Here is a 15,016-nt window from a genome sequence, read left to right on the forward strand (position 1 = left end):
CATAACCAGTTGTAGTTTTGCCTGATGAAGCGCAGATGTCAAGACCGGAATGTGATTTAAGTTACGTGTTGACTCACGTCCCGCTATCAGCCAGAGTGCTTCACCAGCGACAACAACCGACGCATTTACGACCACACACAGGAGCAGCAATGTCGAAAGCGGAAGCAATCATCAAGGGCCTCGGCGGCGCCGGGAACATCGTCGAAATCGAAGCGTGCATCACCCGCCTGCGCACCGAGGTCAAGGACGGCGCCAAGGTCGACGAAGCCGCTCTCAAGGCCGCAGGCGCGCACGGCGTGCTCAAGGCCGGCTCCGTCGTCCAGGTGATCGTCGGACCCGAGGCCGACATCCTCGCCGAGGACATCGGGGACATCCTGTGACCGTCTCCGTCCTCGCTCCGCTTCCCGGCCGTGTGTTCGCACTTGCCGACGTTCCCGACCCGGTTTTTGCCCAGCAGATGGTCGGATCAGGGGTAGCCCTCGAACCCGCCCGCGACCAGGGCCACCTCACCGTTGTCGCACCCATCGCCGGGAAGATCCTCAAACTCCATCCCCACGCATTCGTCATCTTCGGCGAGAAGGCAACGGGCGTACTGGTTCACATCGGAATCGACACCGTCAAACTCGAAGGCAAGGGCTTCACGCTCATCGCATCCGAGGGTGACATCGTCGCGGCCGGCGACCCTGTCGTCAGCTTCGATCCGGCGTTCATCGATACCACCGGCTACTCGGCAATCTGCCCGGTTGTAGTCATGGACTCCAAACCCGATACCGTCGAATCCCCTTCTGTGGGAGAAGAAGTGAAGACCGGCGACATCTTGTTCGACTGGTCTGCCTGAATACGAGCGAGGCGGGCGCACCCTCGAAAGAGGATGCGCCCGCCTGCTGTTCGGGTTGCGATCAGGCGCGTGTGCCCGCTCGTTCGTTTCCCTGTACTTCCATCTGCAGTTGATAACGATCGGAGCGGTACCAACTGCACGTGTGCTCGATCGGCGCGCCCTCGCTGAAGGACACTCGATCGAAGTACAGAACGGGTGCCCCCTTCTTCGTCCCGAGCAGAGTGGCGATCTCGATGGTTGCACCGTCGGCGCTGACGGTCTGTTCCGCGCGGTCGATCGGCTTGTCGTACTTGTCGGCCGTCGCACGGTAGATCGACCCGGTCAGGTCGAGGTCGGTGAGCCCGGGCAATTGCTGTGGGTTGTACCAACCGTCGTCGACGCTCACCGGTTCACCGTCTGCCAAGCGCAGGCGTTTGACGTGGTAGCCCAACGAGCCCGGCTCCATTCCGAGCGCCGACGCCGTGGCATCGGGCACGGTGTCTTCCTCGTTGACGAGGACCACAGTGGTGGGAACGTGTCCCTGGGCTCGCATTTCCTCGGTGAACGACGCGAGGTGCAGTTTGGATTGAACCTGGCGGTGAGCGACAAAGGTTCCCTTGCCACGCACGCGCACAAGATAGCCGTCGTTGACGAGTTGACCGATCGCCTCACGAACCGTGATTCGGCTGACGCCGTAATCCTGCATCAGGTTTCGCTCACTGGTCATCAGGTCACCCGGCTGCAACTCGCGGGTGCACTTGTGCAGCAAAATGTTTCGCAGTTGCTCGTGTTTGGGTATAGCGCTGTCGCGCAGATGTACGGGCATCACGGCGGCTGCCCCTTTCGTGAAGTGAAAGAATCTATCGTCGACAGGTCCCTACCGGACCTATCCACCTCACGATACTGGAACAGGCACCGGGATCCTAGTGGTTGAGCTCAGGAGTCCAATTGCCGGTAAATTGCCCGCAGTTCGGCGAGCGCGACGTTTTGCTGTGCCACATCCAATCCCAGCGCAGCCACCGAGGCCCGCAACGCGTTCACGTCCAGATCGTCTATCGCAGCCCGGAATTCGACTCGCGGCAATCCTGGCAGAAGGGACGAGTCCCCGAACCAGCTTTCTACGTCGACCGCGATCGTGGTCTCGTCTTCCACTCCCCCGATCAGATCGCTGAGATCGACCCCGCGCAGGATCAGAAGTTGCAGCGGATCGGTATCGATCCGCTCGGCAGTCAGGAAGGCCACGGCCGCAGCATGTTTACACGGCCATCCCTCGTCGGGACAGGTGCAGTCGAATTGGAAAGCACCCGGCCCGTCCGGCAGGAGTTGCGCGGCGAGCATGTCCGGAACCACCCCGGAGACCAGCGAGGCCAATGAGCCTGGGACCCGGCGGAGTTTGGTGATGATGTCGTCGATATCCGTGTTGTCGAGAGTGCTGACTGCGAGAGTGGCGGTGAACGGTTCGAGCTGTGTCCCCCAGGCCTCGCCGGTTACGCGTCCCGGCCGAATATCGAGCGGCAAGACCTTGCCTGTGCGAGCAAAAGTTCGACCTCGCGAGACCCGGCCCTTGTCACCGATCTGCTCGATGACCCGGACAAATGCCTTGCCCCAGAACGTCCGACCGAAAGCGGGGCGAGACTTGATCGGCGCCGCTCGCTTACGCGCGCCGGTGTATTCACTGAAATCGGGACCTCCACGGCGCGGACTCATTCGCCCACCGCATCATCACCAAGTCGGAGCAATTCACCGAGCTGTTCGACGCTCATCTCCGTCACCCAGTTCTCCCCTGTTCCGACGGCCAGCTCGGCCAATTCGCTCTTCGTGTCGATCATCGTGTCGATCCGTTCTTCCAATGTCCCGACACAGACCATCTTGCGGACCTGGACATTTCGATTTTGACCGATGCGGAACACACGGTCGGTGGCCTGATTCTCGACCGCGGGATTCCACCACCGATCCATATGGACAACGTGATTCGCGGCGGTCAGATTGAGTCCCGTTCCGCCGGCTTTGAGCGAGAGCACCATGATCGGCGGACCGCCGACACTCTGGAACTCCTCGACCATGGTGTCACGGCCGGCCTTCGACACACCGCCGTGCAGGAACGGGACCCCCGTGCTGAACCGCTCGGACAGGTAGGGCACCACCAGTTCCCCGAACTCGCGGAACTGCGTGAACAGCAACACCTTCTCGTCTTCCGCAGTCACCGATTCGACGATGTCTTCGATCAATCCGAGTTTGCCGGAACGATGCTGACCGCGGCGCATCACCGCAGATCCGTCGCGAAGAAAATGCGCCGGATGGTTACAGACCTGCTTGAGTTTGGTGAGAGCGGAGAGCACTGCGCCTTTGCGCTTCATACCTTCCGTGCCTTTGATCTGGGCCATCATGTCGTCGACTACCGCGCGATAGAGAGCAGCTTGCTCTTCGCTGAGATTTGCGCGGACCGTCATCTCGAGTTTTTCCGGAAGATCGGAGATGACAGCGGGATCGGTCTTGACTCGCCGCAGGACAAACGGCGACGTGACGGCGCGCAGCCGCGAAACGGCAAGTTCGTCCTTCTCCCGTTCGATCGGCACGACAAAGCGTTTGCGGAACATCTGTTCCGAACCGAGCACACCACGGTTGGCGAAGTCGAGGATGGATCGCAGCTCGTCCAACCGGTTTTCCACCGGAGTTCCGGTCAATGCGACCCGATGTGCCGCCGGGATGCTGCGAGCGGCGCGCGCCTGCGATGTCTTGGCATTCTTGATGTGCTGGGCCTCGTCGAGCACAACGCGACGCCAATCGAGATCCTTCAGGGCAGCGACGTCACGCGTCATCAACGCGTACGTCGTGATCACCAGATCGTGGCTGCGTACTGCGGCCTCGAGCGCCGCGCCCGTTGCGCGATCGGAACCGTGATGGACGTACACCCGCAGGCTCGGAACAAACCGCGCCGTCTCGCGCTGCCAGTTACCGACCACCGACATCGGACACACCAACAGCGTTGGCGTCGTGGACTTCTCGTGCGCAAGCAGCGCCAACAGTTGGAGCGTCTTTCCCAACCCCATGTCGTCCGCCAACACCGCACCCAACCCGAGAGCGCTCATGTACGCCAACCAGTTGAGTCCTCGCCGCTGATAAGGCCGCAGTACCGCTTTGACTTCTGCCGGAACCGGAACCTCTGCCGGTTCGACCGAATTGTTCAGCAGCGCCGACGCCCACCCCGTTGCCGTCACTTCTTCGACGGGAAGGTCTTTGAGATCGTCGGCGATCAGGTCTTTGATCAATTCGATGATGGCCCGGTCGCCACTCGCATGGCGCTCGCCGACAAAACGAGCGGCCCGGGCAAGCACCTCCCGGTCAGCTTGGACCCACTCACCGCGCAAGCGAACAAGATCCGACTTCGCGTCGACCAGGCGCGCCATTTCTTCCGGCGTGAGCACTTTGTCTCCGAGCGCCAACTCCCAGTCGTATTCCACCAACTGATCCAGGCCGACCGTACGATTCTCGGCAACGATCGGTGAGGATGCCGAGGTGACTTTCACGCGCAACGACGGCGACACGACGCTCCACGCCCGAGGCAGCAGGAGCGTGATTCCCTTCTCCTGCAAGGCGATAGCGCCGTGGCCGACCAGATCCATCACCACAGCTGTCGGCAGTAGAAGGTCCAAGCTGTCGTCGTCGCGCGGCACATCCCGAAAGCGAGGGTAGGCGGCGATGGCTTCCTCGAGTTTTCGGCTACCTACTTGCAGGCGCGCGGCATCGGCACGGTGCAGCCTGATCCGTTCGGGGGCTTCACCTTCCGGCCGAAGGCACACTTGCAGTCGCCAGAGTGCTTCCGCATCGATATCGGCGTCCTCGCTCAGTTCCGGTTCGATCAACCGCAGGACCAAGTCGGGCTCATGTGCGGTGAGAGTGCCGCGCCATTCCGTCAGAGACGACGCAACTCGCAATTCCGCATTGTCGAACGCGTCGCCGCGCACCAATGCCGCCCACAGCCCGGTCGTGGGAGTGTCGACCGACTCGCCCAGCACTCGGCGAACAACCGAATCGGTCAGTTCGAGAACAACGTCGTCCAAAACGGCTCGAGGTGATCCCACTGCGCGCTGCACCGGGGGCATCGCAACAACCAACTCACCCAGCCACGCGCGCTGACGCTCGTCGATCAGCAGCCGCCAGCGCGGCCACCAACTGCCCTCGGCACGGCCCAGTTCGGGAACAACCCGCCCTGCCCGCACCCAACGCTCGATCCCCCGAACAACGTGGACAAGGTAATGCAGGTCGCCGGCAACCCGGCCGTCCGCAGGTTTGATCCGAAGCAGCAGGTCAACGGCATCACCCGGCGCCAGCGCCACCGCCGCGTACTCACTCTGCAGCGGCCCACCCGGCACGGAAGGCATCGCGATACTCACTCGATGACGGAATTTTCGGTGCAGGACAGCACTGACCGGGTCGCGGGGATCATCGACCCCGGCGCCCTCGTGTCCGTCTACCCACAGTTTGAGCCCCGATCCCGGTGACCAGAGTCCATGCAGCATCCGACCATCCAATCAGGTGCTACCGACATAGGCTGTTGTCATGGTCCTGGCATACGGTTTCACCGAGTACGGCGGTCCGCAGACTCAATCGTTCTTCGACGTTTCCCTGCCGCCACCTGGCGCCGGGCAGATTGTGGTGTCCGTCCGCGCTGCCGGCGTCAATCCGGCGGACTGGAAGGTCCGGGCGGGAACCCGCAAGGACACCGTGCCGGTGACACTGCCGGCAGTGCTCGGCCGCGAGGTGTCAGGTGTCGTCACCAGCGTGGGACCACGGGTCACGGAGTTCGACGTCGGCGACGAGGTGTTCGGCTCCACCGCAACAGGATTCGGCGGATATACCGAGGCAACCGTGCTCAATGCCTCCCAGGCCGCACGCAAACCGACCGCGGCGTCCTGGGCCGACGCCGCCGTGATACCCGTTGCCTGCGGAACCGCGTTCGACGCCCTTCATGATCTAGACCTCGCGGCCGGCGCCACGCTGCTGGTGCTCGGCGCGGGCGGTGGAGTCGGGACCAGCACGCTCACCTTGGCCCGAGCGCGCGGCATCACTGTGCTCGGTGTGGCCAGCGCAGCCAAGCAGGACGCCGTCGAGGAAACCGGATCGCTGTGGGTGGACTCCGGTGATCTGTGGGCAGATGCCGTTGCCGCCCTCGCGCCCAGCGGGGTCGACGGTGTCTTCGATCTGGTCGGCGGGGAGCCCCTCCAGAGGGCCGCTTCATTGCGGCGTCCGGGCGCCCCGCTTATCAGCATCGCCGATTCCGTCGCTGCTACCGAACTGGGCGGCAGCGGAGTAGAGCGTCGGCGCACCACCGCGGTGTTCACGGCGGTCGCGGAGTTGGTGGCCGACGGCTCCCTCGACCCCGCCGTGAGGCAGCGCTTTCCCTTCGAGCAGGCCGGCTCAGCACTTGCTGCTGTCGAGAGTGGGCACAGCGCGGGCAAAGTGGTAATCGAGTTCGACCACGCATCCGAAGCCGATCTGTCGGAACCTGGTGATTGAATCTCGATCAAGTGCGAGGGTCAAGCGAGAGGGGCACGGTGGGGCGCAGGGGTTCGTTGGCGATAGTGGTCACGATCCTCGCCTGTGTGCTTACGTCCTGCGGCTGGATCGGCAACGAGAGTTCTGCGCCGGGCAGCCCCAACACCACTCAGCTCGAGGATTTGCTCAATCGGGTATCCGTCGTCGATCAGCGCCCGCACCCCGGCGGATATCAGCGCGGCTGCAAGAGTGGGCAGGCGTGTGTCTTCGGCCCCGCGTGGTCCGACGACCAGGACGCCCCGATGGGTCACGACGGCTGCGATACCCGTAACAACGTTCTGGCTCAGGACCTTTCGGAAACAACGTTCAAGCCCGGAACCCGCGATTGCGTCGTACTGTCCGGTGTGATGACCGATCCGTACTCCGGTGATCGAATCGTGTTCGATCGCAGCCAGGCAAGTGCAGTCCAGATCGACCACGTCTATCCCCTGGCCGCGGCTTGGGATTTCGGGGCAAGTACGTGGCCGATGGACCTACGCCTGCGGTTCGCCAACGACACGGAATTGAACCTGCTGGCAGTCAAGGGAAGTGACAATCAGTCGAAAGGTGACAGCACTCCCGCGCAGTGGCTCCCACCTAATCCTGCGTACCACTGCTATTACGCCTTGAAGTACCTCGCCGTAGCCGTGAGTTACGGACTACCGATCAGCCGAGCCGACCACACAACGCTGCGCGAACTCGAAGAAGCGCGCTGCTGACCTACTTCACCGTGAAAGACCTTGTGTGCCAGCCCGTTGCACCGCCAGGGATGGGCGGAGTCCGTTCCTCGACCTGAACGTTTCCATCCAGATCGATCGCTCGGACCTGCAACGTGTGCAACCCCGGCGCCGCGTCCCACATCCACGACCACTGACGCCATGTGTCGATCGAATACTCCTGCGCGAGGGTTGCGGGTTGCCACGGCCCGTTGTCGACACGAACCTCCACCGCCTTGATACCGCGATGCTGGGCCCACGCTGTTCCCGCCATCTGAATCTGCCCGGCATTCACGGGCGCCAAGGACGCCGGCACTTCGATCCGGGACGCCGTTTTGATCGGCGCCTGCGCACCCCATCCTCGTTGCGTCCAATAGGCGTCCACCTGATCGAACCTGGTGAGTTCCCACTCCGTGACCCACTTTGTCGCGGAGACAAAACCGTACAAACCGGGCACGACCTGACGGACCGGATATCCGTGCTCGAACGGCAGCGGCTCCCCGTTCATCGCCACGGCAAGCATGGCGTCGCGTCCGTCGGTCACCACTTCAACCGGGGTGCCGACAGTGAATCCGTCGACGCTGGTCGAGAGCAGCATGTCCGCGTCCGGGTGCACGCCCACTTCCTCGAGGATGTCCTTCATCGGGTAGCCGATCCAGGTGGCGTTGCCCGCGAGGTTGCCGCCCACCTCGTTGGACACGCATGTCAAGGTGATGACCCGTTCGATCGGTGTCCGGGCGACCAAATCGTCGAACGACAAAGTCAGCTCGCGGTCCACCATGCCGTGGATGCGCAGTTCCCACGAGTCCGTCGTGAGCTGCGGGACAAGAAGTGCCGTGTCGATCCGATAGAAATCGTCGTTGGGGGTGATGTACGTCGACGCACCGGCAACACCGATGTTCGCGGCGGCCGGTATCGGTGGCGCTGCCGAGGCAGCAGTCGGAACGACGAAGTCCGCACGGTTCGCGGAAGCCCCGGCGATGCGCTGCCCCACGAACTTTCCGGCAGCACCGGCCGCCGCAGCGACGGCAACGGCAACCCCGGCCAGCATCAGAAACTGTCGACGCGGCAGCCACGTCTCGGGAATACCAGGCGAGGGCGCTACGTCGAGTTGCCCGATCAGCAACCTCAGCGTGACGACGCCGGCAACAACACCCACGATCGTGGGGAACGCGTACATCGCGTCAGCCGTCGGACGGTTCAAGGCCGCATAGACACCCACCAATCCGAGAGCAATCAGGATCGCACTACCCACCGGGCGTCGGGGACGCTCGAGTACGCCCGCTAGTGCGCCGAGCAGCGCGATCAGGATCGACATTCCGATGAAGAGCGCGGGTTTGTCGTTGGTCCCGAAGGTCTCGATCGCAAACTCGCGTGCCCATGCCGGCGTTCGATCCACCGTGGTCGAACCGACTGCATAGAACGGCGAGGAGTCCGGATTGATCAGCAGGGCGACCAGTTGGCCTACCCCCAGAACCACGGCTACGGCAAGTACACCGGAGATGGCACGGGCTGCAAACCTGCGACGCGGCCGTGACTGCGCGGCCGGGTGTTCCTCGATGCTGTCAGTGACCATATGCGTCTCGGTTCTGCTCGGTACGAGTGATGCGTGGGATCGGTTACCTCGTATTCGGAGCAGATCCCGGCGTGGATGGGTCTCATCACGGCCCTGAAGTTCACGGTAGCCCGGATTAGAGTTGACGCCATGACTGTCGACCTCAACAAGGACACACTTCTGTGCATGTCGCTATCCGGACGACCGAGCAACATCGGCACCAGATTCCACAACTATCTGTACGAGGAATTGGGCCTCAACTTCGTCTACAAGGCATTCACCACCACTGACGTTCCCGCAGCGGTTGCCGGTATCCGCGCACTGGGCATCCGCGGTTGCGGAGTGTCGATGCCGTTCAAGGAGCAGGTGATCGCTCATGTCGACGTCATGCACGACAGCGCGTCCGCAATCGACTCCGTCAACACCATCGTCAACGAGGACGGCATCCTGCACGCCTACAACACCGACTACCAGGCTGTGGCAAACCTGTTGCGCGAGAACAAGGTCGACACATCACTCTCGGTCGCGGTCTCCGGCAGTGGCGGCATGGCCAAAGCCGTCGTCGCGGCGGTTCGCGACACCGGTTTCACCGACGTCACCGTGGTGGCGCGCAACAAGTCTGCCGGTGACGCGCTCGCCTCGCAGTACGGATTCCAGTGGCGGGAAGACCTCGACGATCTGCGTCCCGGCGTTCTGATCAACGCCACTCCGATCGGGATGGCGGGCGGCCCCGAAGCAGACGCGCTGTCGTTCCCGGACGTGGTGGTGCGCGGCGCGGAGGTCGTTTTCGACGTGGTGGCAATGCCAGAGAACACTCCCCTGATCCTCCTGGCAAGAGAACTCGGCAAGACGGTGATCACGGGCGCCTCGGTGATCGCACTCCAGGCTGCCGAGCAGTTTGCGCTGTACACGGGGGTCCGCCCCAGTGCCGAACAGATCCAACGCGCCTCTGAATACTCGCGGGCGTGACAAACTCGACACTATGAACGACACCGGGGAGAGCCCTCCCGTGCAACTCGCTCGGAACTTCAACGAGCTGCTGCAAGAACTACGAGTCGCTCTCTCCGGGGTTCAGATCTTGTTCGCGTTTCTGCTGGCCGTGGCCTTCACCGAGCGCTACGAGGATGAATCGACGTACATCAAAACCATTCACTTGGTCACGGTCATGCTGGTTGCCATTTCCTTCGGCCTACTGATGGCACCGGCAGTGTGGCATCGAGTCCTCTTTCGCGGCGGATACCGTCAGCGCATCCTGACCATCTCCAACCGATTTGCCTTGTGCGGCACCGGTTTTCTCGCGGCGTCCATGACCGGCACAGTCCTCCTGATCGCCGAGATCGCTGTGGGTGGCGTCGGCGCAAAGATTCTGGCCGCCTGCGCCGCCGTCATGTTCACCACGCTCTGGTTCTTCGTCCCCGCACTGATCAGACGAGACGACAGCTGAGAACTACGCTCCAGTGGCGACAGAGCGCGAGCTGTCGTTGGACCACTGCGACCACGAACCGGGGAACAAGGCTGCGTCGTAGCCCGCTATCGCCAGGGCCGCAATCTGATGCGCCGCAGTCACTCCCGATCCGCAGTACACGGCAAAGCGGTCCCCGTCACCCGCTGCGGAGAACCGCTCACGCAAGGCTACGGTGCCGGCAAACTTTCCATTGCCGTCGATGTTCTCACCGGTCGGTGCACTGACCGCACCGGGAATGTGCCCGGCCACTGGGTCGATCGGCTCGACCTCGCCGCGGTACCGCTCAACGGCTCGCGCGTCGAGAAGGACACCACCGCTCGCCGACCACCCGGCCGCCTGGTCGATGTCGACAACCGGCATATGTCCGGCGTCGAGCGTCACGTTGCCCTCGGTGATTGCTGAACCGGCACCGACTGCAACCGGGAAATCGGCCGCTTCCCAGGCTTGCAACCCACCGTCGAGCAGACGGACATCAGCGAGTCCGGCCCATCGCAACAGCCACCACCCGCGCGCCGCGGCGGTGTTCCCCGTCGCGTCGTACAGGACTACCGAATCTCCGTCGTTGATTCCCCATCGACGTGCCGCGGCCTGCAGGTCCTCGATGGCAGGCAAGGGGTGACGCCCCGATTCCCTCGACGCCGGAGCGGCCAGTTCGGTGTCGAGATCCACGAATACCGCTCCGGCAATATGCCCTGACTGGAAGTGCTCGGCGCCGTGGGGATCACCCAGCGCCCAGCGAACGTCGAGCAGGACCGGCGCGGCGCCGGCCTCGATCAGTGAGGCCAGTTCGGTGACATCGACAAGAACGGGTGCAGTCATGTCCTTCATACTTGCACGATCGTCTCAAGCAACACCGAAGAAAGCACCAAGCGCGACAAGTAGGACTCCACTCACCACGTCGATGCGCTTTCCGACGCCAGGTCGGCGCAGCTTACGTCCGGCACCTGCCGCGAGCACCACCACGACTGCCCACCACAGCGCAGCGGCAACCACTGTGGCGCCGGCCAACGTCAGGGTACGCAGGCCCGCGCCCTCGCCTGGTTCGACAAACTGTGGAAGCAGGCCGAGAAAGAACAACAGCGCCTTCGGATTGAGAAGGTTGGACAGGAACCCGTAACGGTATGCCCGCAGCGGCGGGGTCGGCTCCGACGCGGCCACTAACGTGTCGCCACCACTTCGAGCTTTGAATGCACTACGAATTGCGGAGATCCCCAACCAGGTCAGATATGCCGCGCCGGCATAGGTGAGGGCCGAGAGCAGTTGCGGTCGAGTCGCGACAAGAGCCGACAGGCCGAGCGACGCGGCGGCCGTATGGACAACCAATCCCGTGATCACGCCAGCTGCGACCACGGCACCGGTCCGACGATCTGCCAGGGAATGGCGCAGGATCAGGACAAAATCCGGGCCAGGTGTGAACAAGACGATGGAAAGTAGGGAGCCAAAAGCGAGCCACTCAGTAAGACTCATCCGAATTGCCTCACACCCGAGCAGATTCGACACATGCGTTCATAGAGGGAGTGTGCAACTGGATCCGGATAGTTCAAAACAGATCCGGATAGAATCCGGAAGATGACTAAAAATGAGCCCCTGGATTCGGTGGACTGGAAGATTTTGGCCGAATTGCAGAAAGATGCGTCGATCACCAACAAGGTTCTGGCCGACCGAGTGGGTCTGGCGACGTCCTCGTGCCACGAACGTGTGCGGCGCTTGCGGGCAAACGGAACGATCAGCGGAATCCATGCCGTTGTCGACCCGGCCGCCGTTGGCCGGTCGATGCAGGCGATCATCGCCGTGCAATTGCGTCCCCACCGCCGCGATCTTGTCGACCGGTTCACTGCCGATGCGCTGGCCCTTCCGGAAACGCTTGCGCTGTTCAATGTCTCGGGACCGGAAGACTTCTTTCTCCACGTCGCCGTGCGGGACAGTGCGCATCTGCAGAGGGTGCTGATCGATCACCTGGCCGCCCATCCGGAAGTGTGGCACGCGCAGACTCACCTCATCTACGGCAAAGCGGTCACAGCGCCCATCCGACCGGATCGCTGAGAACCGTTGCTCCGGCGTCGGGCAGAATCACTGACCATGTCGGACTCCCCATCTACGACCGAACCGGAAGCGACGGTAAGCAACGCACAGCCCATCAGCGCGGGGATCGTGACAGCGCTCGTGGGATTCACCAGTTCGTTCGCAGTACTCCTCACCGGCCTCAGCGCCGTGGGCGCCAACGCCACCGAGGCTGCATCAGGTCTGTTGGTTCTGTGTGTGACTCAAGCGCTGGGCATGCTGTGGCTTTCCCGCCGGTACAAGATTCCGATCACCCTGGCCTGGTCGACGCCGGGCGCGGCGCTGCTGGCCGGCGCCGGCGCGGTGCACGGCGGATGGCCTGCTGCGGTCGGCGCATTTGTCGTTGTCGGAATTGCCATTGTTCTCACGGGACTGTGGCCGACACTGGGCAAGATCATCGCGGCGATCCCGACACCGCTGGCACAGGCAATGCTCGCCGGGGTTCTCCTCCCCCTGTGCCTGGCTCCGATATTCGCGGTCCGGGACGCACCGCTGGCTGTAGTGCCGGTCATCGTGGTCTGGCTTGCGGCACAACGGTTCTCCAAACGGTGGGCGGTTCCACTGGCATTTCTGACCGCAGCCGTCGTGATCTGCATCAGCCTGACGACCACCGACAACAACACGCTCGACGTCAGTGCGATGATTCCCCGCGTCGATCTCACCATGCCGTCGTGGTCCTGGCAGGCGCTGATCGGAATCGCGATTCCGCTGTACATCGTCACGATGGCGTCGCAGAACATCCCCGGTGTGGCGGTGATGAAATCGTTCGGATACACGGTTCCGTGGCGACCGTCCATGATCGTGACCGGCCTGGGCACCGTTCTCGGAGCCCCCGCCGGCGGGCACGCCATCAACCTCGCCGCGATCAGCGCCGCCCTCGCAGCAGCGCCGACGGCGCACCCTGATCCGAAGCGGCGGTGGATCGCGGCGAGCACAGCCGGTTGGGCCTACCTGGTGCTGGCCGCAGGTTCTGCCGCAGTCGCAGCTCTTGTTGCTGCGGCACCAGCCGGTGTAGTGGAAACCGTTGCCGGGCTTGCACTCATGGCAACCTTGGCAGCGTCGTTGACCGCTGCGCTCAGCGACGCCACCGAACGTGAAGGTGCGGTGGTCACGTTCCTCATCGCCGCGTCCGGCGTCAGCGTTCTGGGAATCGGATCGGCATTCTGGGCACTGCTCGTCGGGTTGATCGTCCGAGCCGTGCTGACGAGTGGTCCACTGACCTCGCTAAGGTCGAGATCGTGAGCGCAGCAGATACCGTCATCTCGATCGAGCAGTTTCCCGTCCGCTGGCCGGTACCGACCCGCTGGGACGACAACGACCACTACGGCCACGTCAACAACGTGACCTACTACTCGTACTTCGACACAGCCGTGAACGCGTGGCTCATGTCCGCCACCGGCGTCGACATCCGCACGCTGCCGGCCATCGGGGTTGTAGCGGAGACATCGTGCCGGTACTTGAGTGAACTCACGTTCCCGGAGCAGTTGCAGGTCGGCATCTCGATTGAAAAGTTGGGCACCAAGAGCATCGTGTACGCGCTCGCGATCTTCCACGAAGACGCCGCGGGGAGATGGGTCGCCGCTGCAACGGGACGGTTCGTCCACGTCTACGTCGACGCAGTCACTCGCACACCGGTCGCGATACCGGCCGCCATCAAAGACGCGGCCGGTTCGCTTGTTGCCAGTGAGGTCAGTCCCGCTTAGTGCAATCCCAGCTTTTCGGCGGTCTCGACTGCGCGCGCAACAACTCCGTCGATCAGAGTCGAGGTCGGACCGCCGTGCTCGGCGCGGTTGCGTGGGTCGTCGAGAATGCGGCGCAGTACTCCCTCGGCGATGATCGACAACTTCCACAGCGCCAGCACGTGCCAGTAGCCCACGGCCGACACGTCGCGACCGGTGGCGGCAACATAGGCGTCGACCAGTTCGTCGCGAGTGGGGAAACCTTCGAGCGTCGACGCCATGAACGGCCCGGCAACTTTGTCGCCCGCTTCGGGCCAATACGCCAGTAGCGCACCAAGATCCGCCAGTGGATCACCCAGCGTGCACAGTTCCCAGTCCACCACTGCCAGCACCTGGCCTCGAGCCGGATCGGTGATGATGTTGTTGAGGTGGAAATCGCCGTGAACCAGGGTGACTTCGGTCTGCTCGGGAATGTTTCGGTGCAGAATGTCCGCGAGCCGCTCCACGTCGGGGATATCTCGGGTTTTCGACTTTTCCCACTGCGCTGACCATCTCTTGAGCTGCCGCTCCGCAAACGGCTTACGACTGGCCAGATCTTCCAATCCAGTCTCTTCGAGATCTACGCCGTGGATAGTGGCGAGAGCCTTGGGCAACGCCAACCCGACATTCCGCCGCTGCTCTACCGTCAATTTCTGCGCAACCGGTACACCGTCGATGACAACCCCGTCGACGTAACTCATGAGAACCAGCGGCGCATCCGTCACAGCCGGATCCTCGGTGATTCCGATGATCTTGGGCACCGGGACGGCCGTACCTTGCAGCGACGACAGGATTCGGTGCTCACGCACTATGTCATGCGCCGAGGCCAACAAGGTGCCGAGCGGAGGTCTGCGCAGCACCCACCGTGCACCGCCGGCATCGGTGACGGCATACGTGAGATTGGATTGACCGTTGCCGATCCTCTCGAAAGTCAGTGGCGTGGTGGCGCCGACGCCCAGCTCGGCGATCCACCCTGAAACAGCATCTTCGTTCAGTCCGACTGCGTTCACCGCACCGATGCTAGCCGGAGAAATCGTTGCGGCGGGTGGTTCCGACACCTTTGTTACCCACCGGTTCAGAAACTGTGACGGTCTGTCCCTCTTCGAAACCCGCAAGTACTTGCGGATTCTGCGTCGAGGGGGATGCTGG

16 protein-coding genes are annotated in these 15,016 nt (G+C 63.0%); 9 read left to right on the top strand and 7 right to left on the bottom strand.

Translation table 11 applies throughout. The annotated features are described in order from the left end of the window. Positions 1-149: 149 nt before the first annotated feature. Both R4P64_RS28395 and R4P64_RS28400 read left to right on the top strand, forming a co-directional pair. Entirely contained in the window at positions 150-380 is a 231-nt protein-coding gene (locus tag R4P64_RS28395) for a glucose PTS transporter subunit EIIB (RefSeq protein WP_045071371.1), read from the top strand. Beyond that, entirely contained in the window at positions 377-838 is a 462-nt protein-coding gene (locus tag R4P64_RS28400) for a PTS glucose transporter subunit IIA (protein ID WP_095888627.1), read from the top strand. Before R4P64_RS28395 ends, R4P64_RS28400 begins: the two co-directional genes overlap by 4 nt. A 61-nt stretch (positions 839-899) precedes the next feature. Here the strand turns inward: R4P64_RS28400 and R4P64_RS28405 are convergent, their stop codons facing one another. From R4P64_RS28405 to R4P64_RS28415, 3 genes are all read right to left on the bottom strand, one after another. Next, complete coding sequence (locus R4P64_RS28405; protein ID WP_045071374.1) at positions 900-1,646, bottom strand: GntR family transcriptional regulator; 747 nt, start codon at positions 1,644-1,646, stop codon at positions 900-902. A 107-nt stretch (positions 1,647-1,753) separates the two neighbouring features. Beyond that, positions 1,754-2,524, bottom strand: coding sequence for an SWIM zinc finger family protein (locus R4P64_RS28410; protein WP_033236059.1), 771 nt, complete (start codon positions 2,522-2,524; stop codon positions 1,754-1,756). Further along, the gene (locus R4P64_RS28415; RefSeq protein WP_317823507.1) at positions 2,521-5,337 is read right to left on the bottom strand and encodes a DEAD/DEAH box helicase; all 2,817 of its coding nucleotides are present in this window, start codon (positions 5,335-5,337) and stop codon (positions 2,521-2,523) included. Before R4P64_RS28415 ends, R4P64_RS28410 begins: the two co-directional genes overlap by 4 nt. 40 nt (positions 5,338-5,377) lie before the next feature. On the opposite strand from R4P64_RS28415, the gene R4P64_RS28420 reads away from it, so the two are divergent. Continuing rightward, positions 5,378-6,334, top strand: a complete 957-nt coding sequence (locus tag R4P64_RS28420) for an NADP-dependent oxidoreductase (RefSeq protein WP_141486620.1) — start codon at positions 5,378-5,380, stop codon at positions 6,332-6,334. Between the two features lie 38 nt (positions 6,335-6,372). Then, positions 6,373-7,071 (top strand): HNH endonuclease family protein, encoded by a 699-nt coding sequence (locus R4P64_RS28425; RefSeq protein WP_411742712.1) that lies wholly within the window; start codon positions 6,373-6,375, stop codon positions 7,069-7,071. 1 nt (position 7,072) lies between these two features. Here R4P64_RS28425 and R4P64_RS28430 read toward each other — a convergent pair whose 3' ends face one another. After that, positions 7,073-8,644, bottom strand: a complete 1,572-nt coding sequence (locus tag R4P64_RS28430) for a molybdopterin-dependent oxidoreductase (RefSeq protein WP_317823508.1) — start codon at positions 8,642-8,644, stop codon at positions 7,073-7,075. 129 nt (positions 8,645-8,773) lie between these two features. Here R4P64_RS28430 and R4P64_RS28435 point away from each other — a divergent pair, with 129 nt between their 5' ends. Both R4P64_RS28435 and R4P64_RS28440 read left to right on the top strand, forming a co-directional pair. Continuing rightward, entirely contained in the window at positions 8,774-9,592 is an 819-nt protein-coding gene (locus tag R4P64_RS28435) for a shikimate 5-dehydrogenase (protein WP_317823587.1), read from the top strand. 13 nt (positions 9,593-9,605) lie between these two features. Then, a complete protein-coding gene (locus tag R4P64_RS28440; RefSeq protein ID WP_033236054.1) occupies positions 9,606-10,067 on the top strand; it encodes a DUF6328 family protein in 462 nt (153 codons plus the stop codon). Positions 10,068-10,070: 3 nt separating this feature from the next. On the opposite strand, the gene R4P64_RS28445 is transcribed toward R4P64_RS28440, so the two are convergent. Then, positions 10,071-10,907, bottom strand: a complete 837-nt coding sequence (locus tag R4P64_RS28445; protein WP_317544582.1) for a sulfurtransferase — start codon at positions 10,905-10,907, stop codon at positions 10,071-10,073. Positions 10,908-10,931: 24 nt separating this feature from the next. After that, positions 10,932-11,555: a LysE family translocator gene (locus tag R4P64_RS28450; RefSeq protein WP_095888621.1), complete on the bottom strand. Its 624-nt coding sequence runs from the start codon at positions 11,553-11,555 to the stop codon at positions 10,932-10,934. 102 nt (positions 11,556-11,657) lie between these two features. Here R4P64_RS28450 and R4P64_RS28455 point away from each other — a divergent pair, with 102 nt between their 5' ends. Genes R4P64_RS28455 through R4P64_RS28465 form a run of 3 tightly spaced genes read left to right on the top strand, consistent with a single transcriptional unit; the run spans position 11,658 to position 13,852 of the window. Next, complete coding sequence (locus tag R4P64_RS28455; protein WP_045071385.1) at positions 11,658-12,131, top strand: Lrp/AsnC family transcriptional regulator; 474 nt, start codon at positions 11,658-11,660, stop codon at positions 12,129-12,131. Between the two features lie 36 nt (positions 12,132-12,167). Beyond that, positions 12,168-13,391, top strand: a complete 1,224-nt coding sequence (locus R4P64_RS28460; protein WP_095888620.1) for a benzoate/H(+) symporter BenE family transporter — start codon at positions 12,168-12,170, stop codon at positions 13,389-13,391. After that, positions 13,388-13,852: an acyl-CoA thioesterase gene (locus R4P64_RS28465; RefSeq protein WP_116104313.1), complete on the top strand. Its 465-nt coding sequence runs from the start codon at positions 13,388-13,390 to the stop codon at positions 13,850-13,852. Before R4P64_RS28460 ends, R4P64_RS28465 begins: the two co-directional genes overlap by 4 nt. On the opposite strand, the gene R4P64_RS28470 is transcribed toward R4P64_RS28465, so the two are convergent. Beyond that, positions 13,849-14,877 carry a phosphotransferase family protein gene (locus R4P64_RS28470; protein WP_045071389.1) on the bottom strand — a complete coding sequence of 343 codons (1,029 nt, stop codon included), beginning with the start codon at positions 14,875-14,877 and terminating at the stop codon, positions 13,849-13,851. The two genes, R4P64_RS28465 and R4P64_RS28470, sit on opposite strands and share 4 nt — an antisense overlap. Positions 14,878-15,016 lie beyond the last annotated feature (139 nt).

The organism is Rhodococcus sp. IEGM 1366 (genome assembly GCF_033142425.1).
GTDB lineage: Bacteria > Actinomycetota > Actinomycetes > Mycobacteriales > Mycobacteriaceae > Rhodococcus_F > Rhodococcus_F globerula.

What these genes read in the sequence shown, in the direction of transcription:
- R4P64_RS28395 (WP_045071371.1), top strand. Translation starts at nt 150, where the DNA reads ATGTCGAAAGCGGAAGCAATCATCAAGGGCCTCGGCGGCGCCGGGAAC.
- R4P64_RS28410 (WP_033236059.1), bottom strand. Translation starts at nt 2,524, where the DNA reads ATGAGTCCGCGCCGTGGAGGTCCCGATTTCAGTGAATACACCGGCGCG.
- R4P64_RS28415 (WP_317823507.1), bottom strand. Translation starts at nt 5,337, where the DNA reads ATGCTGCATGGACTCTGGTCACCGGGATCGGGGCTCAAACTGTGGGTA.
- R4P64_RS28420 (WP_141486620.1), top strand. Translation starts at nt 5,378, where the DNA reads ATGGTCCTGGCATACGGTTTCACCGAGTACGGCGGTCCGCAGACTCAA.
- R4P64_RS28430 (WP_317823508.1), bottom strand. Translation starts at nt 8,644, where the DNA reads ATGGTCACTGACAGCATCGAGGAACACCCGGCCGCGCAGTCACGGCCG.
- R4P64_RS28435 (WP_317823587.1), top strand. Translation starts at nt 8,774, where the DNA reads ATGACTGTCGACCTCAACAAGGACACACTTCTGTGCATGTCGCTATCC.
- R4P64_RS28440 (WP_033236054.1), top strand. Translation starts at nt 9,606, where the DNA reads ATGAACGACACCGGGGAGAGCCCTCCCGTGCAACTCGCTCGGAACTTC.
- R4P64_RS28445 (WP_317544582.1), bottom strand. Translation starts at nt 10,907, where the DNA reads ATGACTGCACCCGTTCTTGTCGATGTCACCGAACTGGCCTCACTGATC.
- R4P64_RS28450 (WP_095888621.1), bottom strand. Translation starts at nt 11,555, where the DNA reads ATGAGTCTTACTGAGTGGCTCGCTTTTGGCTCCCTACTTTCCATCGTC.
- R4P64_RS28455 (WP_045071385.1), top strand. Translation starts at nt 11,658, where the DNA reads ATGACTAAAAATGAGCCCCTGGATTCGGTGGACTGGAAGATTTTGGCC.
- R4P64_RS28460 (WP_095888620.1), top strand. Translation starts at nt 12,168, where the DNA reads ATGTCGGACTCCCCATCTACGACCGAACCGGAAGCGACGGTAAGCAAC.